2 tRNA genes and 3 rRNA genes are annotated in these 5,582 nt (G+C 48.0%); all 5 read left to right on the top strand.

Going from position 1 to position 5,582, the window contains the following annotated elements:
- The first annotated feature begins 192 nt into the window (after positions 1 to 192).
- The 5 genes from ACK1JC_RS16715 (at position 193) to rrf (ending at position 5,533) form a co-directional block, all read left to right on the top strand.
- Positions 193 to 1,730 (top strand): 16S ribosomal RNA (locus ACK1JC_RS16715).
- Between the two features lie 59 nt (positions 1,731 to 1,789).
- Positions 1,790 to 1,866 (top strand) — tRNA-Ile (locus ACK1JC_RS16720).
- Positions 1,867 to 1,910: 44 nt separating this feature from the next.
- Positions 1,911 to 1,986, top strand: a tRNA-Ala gene (locus ACK1JC_RS16725).
- Positions 1,987 to 2,362: 376 nt separating this feature from the next.
- Positions 2,363 to 5,259, top strand: a 23S ribosomal RNA gene (locus tag ACK1JC_RS16730).
- Between the two features lie 159 nt (positions 5,260 to 5,418).
- A 5S ribosomal RNA gene (rrf, locus tag ACK1JC_RS16735) occupies positions 5,419 to 5,533 on the top strand.
- Together the 16S, 23S and 5S rRNA genes with 2 tRNA genes alongside form the textbook arrangement of a ribosomal RNA operon.
- Positions 5,534 to 5,582 lie beyond the last annotated feature (49 nt).

Consider the following 5,582-nt stretch of genomic DNA (forward strand, 5'->3'; position numbering starts at 1 on the left):
GCTTGATGATGACGAATCATTGAGAAGATCATTAAGAATATATGAAGAACAACTTGTGTGGATTTTTACTGGTTAATCGATCGAAACTATTTCATTGATTAGATGGTAAGAATTACTCGAAGTTTATTTGAGAAATAATTGTCAGAAAATTGATGAGCCAAGATTGGTGCCCTTTAAGGCACTACTGATTTTAAACTGAAGAGTTTGATCATGGCTCAGATTGAACGCTGGCGGCAGGCTTAACACATGCAAGTCGAGCGGAGTGATGGTGCTTGCACTATCACTTAGCGGCGGACGGGTGAGTAATGCTTAGGAATCTGCCTATTAGTGGGGGACAACATTTCGAAAGGAATGCTAATACCGCATACGCCCTAAGGGGGAAAGCAGGGGATCTTCGGACCTTGCGCTAATAGATGAGCCTAAGTCAGATTAGCTAGTTGGTGGGGTAAAGGCCTACCAAGGCGACGATCTGTAGCGGGTCTGAGAGGATGATCCGCCACACTGGGACTGAGACACGGCCCAGACTCCTACGGGAGGCAGCAGTGGGGAATATTGGACAATGGGGGGAACCCTGATCCAGCCATGCCGCGTGTGTGAAGAAGGCCTTTTGGTTGTAAAGCACTTTAAGCGAGGAGGAGGCTACCGAGACTAATACTCTTGGATAGTGGACGTTACTCGCAGAATAAGCACCGGCTAACTCTGTGCCAGCAGCCGCGGTAATACAGAGGGTGCGAGCGTTAATCGGATTTACTGGGCGTAAAGCGTACGTAGGTGGTCTTTTAAGTCGGATGTGAAATCCCTGAGCTTAACTTAGGAATTGCATTCGATACTGGGAGACTAGAGTATGGGAGAGGATGGTAGAATTCCAGGTGTAGCGGTGAAATGCGTAGAGATCTGGAGGAATACCGATGGCGAAGGCAGCCATCTGGCCTAATACTGACACTGAGGTACGAAAGCATGGGGAGCAAACAGGATTAGATACCCTGGTAGTCCATGCCGTAAACGATGTCTACTAGCCGTTGGGGTCTTTGAGACTTTAGTGGCGCAGCTAACGCGATAAGTAGACCGCCTGGGGAGTACGGTCGCAAGACTAAAACTCAAATGAATTGACGGGGGCCCGCACAAGCGGTGGAGCATGTGGTTTAATTCGATGCAACGCGAAGAACCTTACCTGGTCTTGACATAGTAAGAACTTTCCAGAGATGGATTGGTGCCTTCGGGAGCTTACATACAGGTGCTGCATGGCTGTCGTCAGCTCGTGTCGTGAGATGTTGGGTTAAGTCCCGCAACGAGCGCAACCCTTTTCCTTATTTGCCAGCGGGTTATGCCGGGAACTTTAAGGATACTGCCAGTGACAAACTGGAGGAAGGCGGGGACGACGTCAAGTCATCATGGCCCTTACGACCAGGGCTACACACGTGCTACAATGGTCGGTACAAAGGGTTGCTACCTAGCGATAGGATGCTAATCTCAAAAAGCCGATCGTAGTCCGGATTGGAGTCTGCAACTCGACTCCATGAAGTCGGAATCGCTAGTAATCGCGGATCAGAATGCCGCGGTGAATACGTTCCCGGGCCTTGTACACACCGCCCGTCACACCATGGGAATTTGTTGCACCAGAAGTAGGTAGTCTAACCGTAAGGAGGACGCTTACCACGGTGTGGCCGATGACTGGGGTGAAGTCGTAACAAGGTAGCCGTAGGGGAACCTGCGGCTGGATCACCTCCTTAACGAAAGATTGATGGCCGGTAAGAATCCACAACAAGTTGTTCTTCATTGAAGTATCTGAGGGTCTGTAGCTCAGTTGGTTAGAGCACACGCTTGATAAGCGTGGGGTCACAAGTTCAAGTCTTGTCAGACCCACCATTCTGACTGAAAAGCACAGAGCATTAGATACGAGATCTTAAGCTGGGGACTTAGCTTAGTTGGTAGAGCGCCTGCTTTGCACGCAGGAGGTCAACGGTTCGACTCCGTTAGTCTCCACCATTACTTTAGAGTAATTAAGCTAAGAAGTTAGATTATAGAATTTAATAAATACTCAATTTTAAGATTGATATTGATTTATTAAGTTCTGTGATTTATCACAGTTTGCTGCGCATCGACGAGATGGCAGTCAATCATTAACAGAATATATTTGAGTTGAAATAAATTGTTTAAGGCTCAGAGCTAATTAAACATAACAATATGACACGTAAGTGACATATTGAAGTGATTAAGAAGTGATGAGAACTAGCGATTAACTGAATCAAGCGTTTTGGTATATGAATCTAATAGAAGCTGTACAGTGATTAAGTTCACAGAATTCTAAACTGTAATGTTGATAATCTTGCTTGTAAAGATTAACGACTGTTTGGGGTTGTATAGTCAAGTAATTAAGTGCATGTGGTGGATGCCTAGGCAGTCAGAGGCGATGAAAGACGTAATAGCCTGCGATAAGCTCCGGGGAGGCGGCAAATATCCTATGATCCGGAGATTTCTGAATGGGGAAACCCACTTACCATAAGGTAGGTATCGCAACATGAATACATAGTGTTGCGAGGCGAACGAGGGGAAGTGAAACATCTCAGTACCCTTAGGAAAAGAAATCAATTGAGATTCCCTTAGTAGCGGCGAGCGAACGGGGAACAGCCCATTAAGTTATATGTGCTTTAGCGGAAAGCTCTGGGAAGTGCTACCGTAGAGGGTGATAGTCCCGTACACGAAAGGGCACATATAATGATGACGAGTAGGGCGAGGCACGTGAAACCTTGTCTGAATATGGGGGGACCATCCTCCAAGGCTAAATACTCCTGACTGACCGATAGTGAACCAGTACCGTGAGGGAAAGGCGAAAAGAACCCCTGTGAGGGGAGTGAAATAGATCCTGAAACCGCATGCATACAAGCAGTGGGAGCCGGCATTGTGTCCGGTGACTGCGTACCTTTTGTATAATGGGTCAGCGACTTACATTCAGTAGCAAGGTTAACCGCATAGGGGAGCCGTAGGGAAACCGAGTCTTAATAGGGCGTTTAGTTGCTGGGTGTAGACCCGAAACCAGGTGATCTATCCATGAGCAGGTTGAAGGTTGGGTAACACTAACTGGAGGACCGAACCCACTGTCGTTGAAAAGCCAGGGGATGACTTGTGGATAGGGGTGAAAGGCTAATCAAACTTGGTGATAGCTGGTTCTCCCCGAAAGCTATTTAGGTAGCGCCTCGGACGAATACCATTGGGGGTAGAGCACTGTTTCGGCTAGGGGGTCATCCCGACTTACCAAACCGATGCAAACTCCGAATACCAATGAGTACTATCCGGGAGACAGACTGCGGGTGCTAACGTCCGTAGTCAAGAGGAAAACAATCCAGACCGCCAGCTAAGGCCCCAAAATTATAGTTAAGTGGGAAACGATGTGGGAAGGCATAGACAGCTAGGAGGTTGGCTTAGAAGCAGCCACCCTTTAAAGAAAGCGTAATAGCTCACTAGTCGAGTCGGCCTGCGCGGAAGATGTAACGGGGCTAAAACTATATGCCGAAGCTGCGGATTTGCAATTTATTGCAAGTGGTAGGGGAGCGTTCTGTAAGCCGATGAAGGTGTATTGAGAAGTATGCTGGAGGTATCAGAAGTGCGAATGCTGACGTGAGTAACGACAATGCGAGTGAAAAACTCGCACGCTGAAAGACCAAGGGTTCCAGTCCAACGTTAATCGGGGCTGGGTGAGTCGACCCCTAAGGCGAGGCCGAGAGGCGTAGTCGATGGGAAATTGGTTAATATTCCAATACTTCTGTGTAATGCGATGAGAGGACGGAGAAGGTTAAGTCAGCCTGGCGTTGGTTGTCCAGGTGAAAGGTTGTAGGCATGTATCTTAGGCAAATCCGGGGTACTCTATGCTGAGAACTGATAGCAAGCTGTACTTGTACAGTGAAGTGGCTGATACCATGCTTCCAGGAAAAGTCTCTAAGCTTCAGTTACACAGGAATCGTACCCGAAACCGACACAGGTGGTCAGGTCGAGTAGACCAAAGCGCTTGAGAGAACTCTGCTGAAGGAACTAGGCAAAATGGTACCGTAACTTCGGGAGAAGGTACGCTGTCGACGGTGATGGGATTTACTCCTTGAGCGGTTGACAGCCACAGAAACCAGGCCCCTGCAACTGTTTATTAAAAACATAGCACTCTGCAAACACGAAAGTGGACGTATAGGGTGTGATGCCTGCCCGGTGCTGGAAGGTTAATTGATGGGGTTAGCGTAAGCGAAGCTCTTGATCGAAGCCCCAGTAAACGGCGGCCGTAACTATAACGGTCCTAAGGTAGCGAAATTCCTTGTCGGGTAAGTTCCGACCTGCACGAATGGCATAATGATGGGGGCGCTGTCTCCAGCAGAGACTCAGTGAAATCGAATTCGCCGTGAAGATGCGGTGTACCCGCGGCTAGACGGAAAGACCCCGTGAACCTTTACTGCAGCTTGACATTGAACTTTGATCTTACTTGTGTAGGATAGGTGGGAGGCTTTGAAACCGTGACGCTAGTTACGGTGGAGCCAATCTTGAAATACCACCCTGGTAATATTGAGGTTCTAACTCTGCTCCATAATCTGGAGCGAGGACCATGTCTGGTGGGTAGTTTGACTGGGGCGGTCTCCTCCTAAAGAGTAACGGAGGAGTACGAAGGTGCGCTCAGCGTGGTCGGAAATCACGCGTAGAGTATAAAGGCAAAAGCGCGCTTAACTGCGAGACCCACAAGTCGAGCAGGTACGAAAGTAGGTCTTAGTGATCCGGTGGTTCTGTATGGAAGGGCCATCGCTCAACGGATAAAAGGTACTCTGGGGATAACAGGCTGATACCGCCCAAGAGTTCATATCGACGGCGGTGTTTGGCACCTCGATGTCGGCTCATCTCATCCTGGGGCTGAAGCAGGTCCCAAGGGTATGGCTGTTCGCCATTTAAAGAGGTACGCGAGCTGGGTTTAGAACGTCGTGAGACAGTTCGGTCCCTATCTACCGTGGGCGTTGGAAATTTGAGAGGATCTGCTCCTAGTACGAGAGGACCAGAGTGGACGAACCTCTGGTGTACCGGTTGTGACGCCAGTCGCATCGCCGGGTAGCTATGTTCGGAAGGGATAACCGCTGAAAGCATCTAAGCGGGAAGCCTACCTCAAGATAAGATTTCCCTAGGACTTTATGTCCTCTAAAGAGCCGTTGAAGACTACGACGTTGATAGGTTGGATGTGGAAGTGCAGTGATGCATGAAGCTGACCAATACTAATTGCTCGTGAGGCTTGACTATACAACACCCAAACAGTTGTATGTTTCTTTAAATTCAATGCAAAATGCTTGATTTAGTTACAAAGCTAGTTACAATACCAACTCAAATATACCTGTTAATAACTCTTTTGGAAAAAAACTTAGCAAAATGTAAGACTAAGTGAATATCCATAAACAGTTTGCTGGCGACAATAGCAAGAGTGAACCACCTGATCCCTTCCCGAACTCAGAAGTGAAACCTCTTTGCGCTGATGGTAGTGTGGGGTTACCCATGTGAGAGTAAGTCATCGCCAGCTTTTAAATCTAAAACACCCTCTGTCATAAGACAGAGGGTGTTTTTTATTG

It is taken from the genome of Acinetobacter sp. TY2, assembly GCF_046269225.1.
Taxonomy (GTDB): domain Bacteria; phylum Pseudomonadota; class Gammaproteobacteria; order Pseudomonadales; family Moraxellaceae; genus Acinetobacter.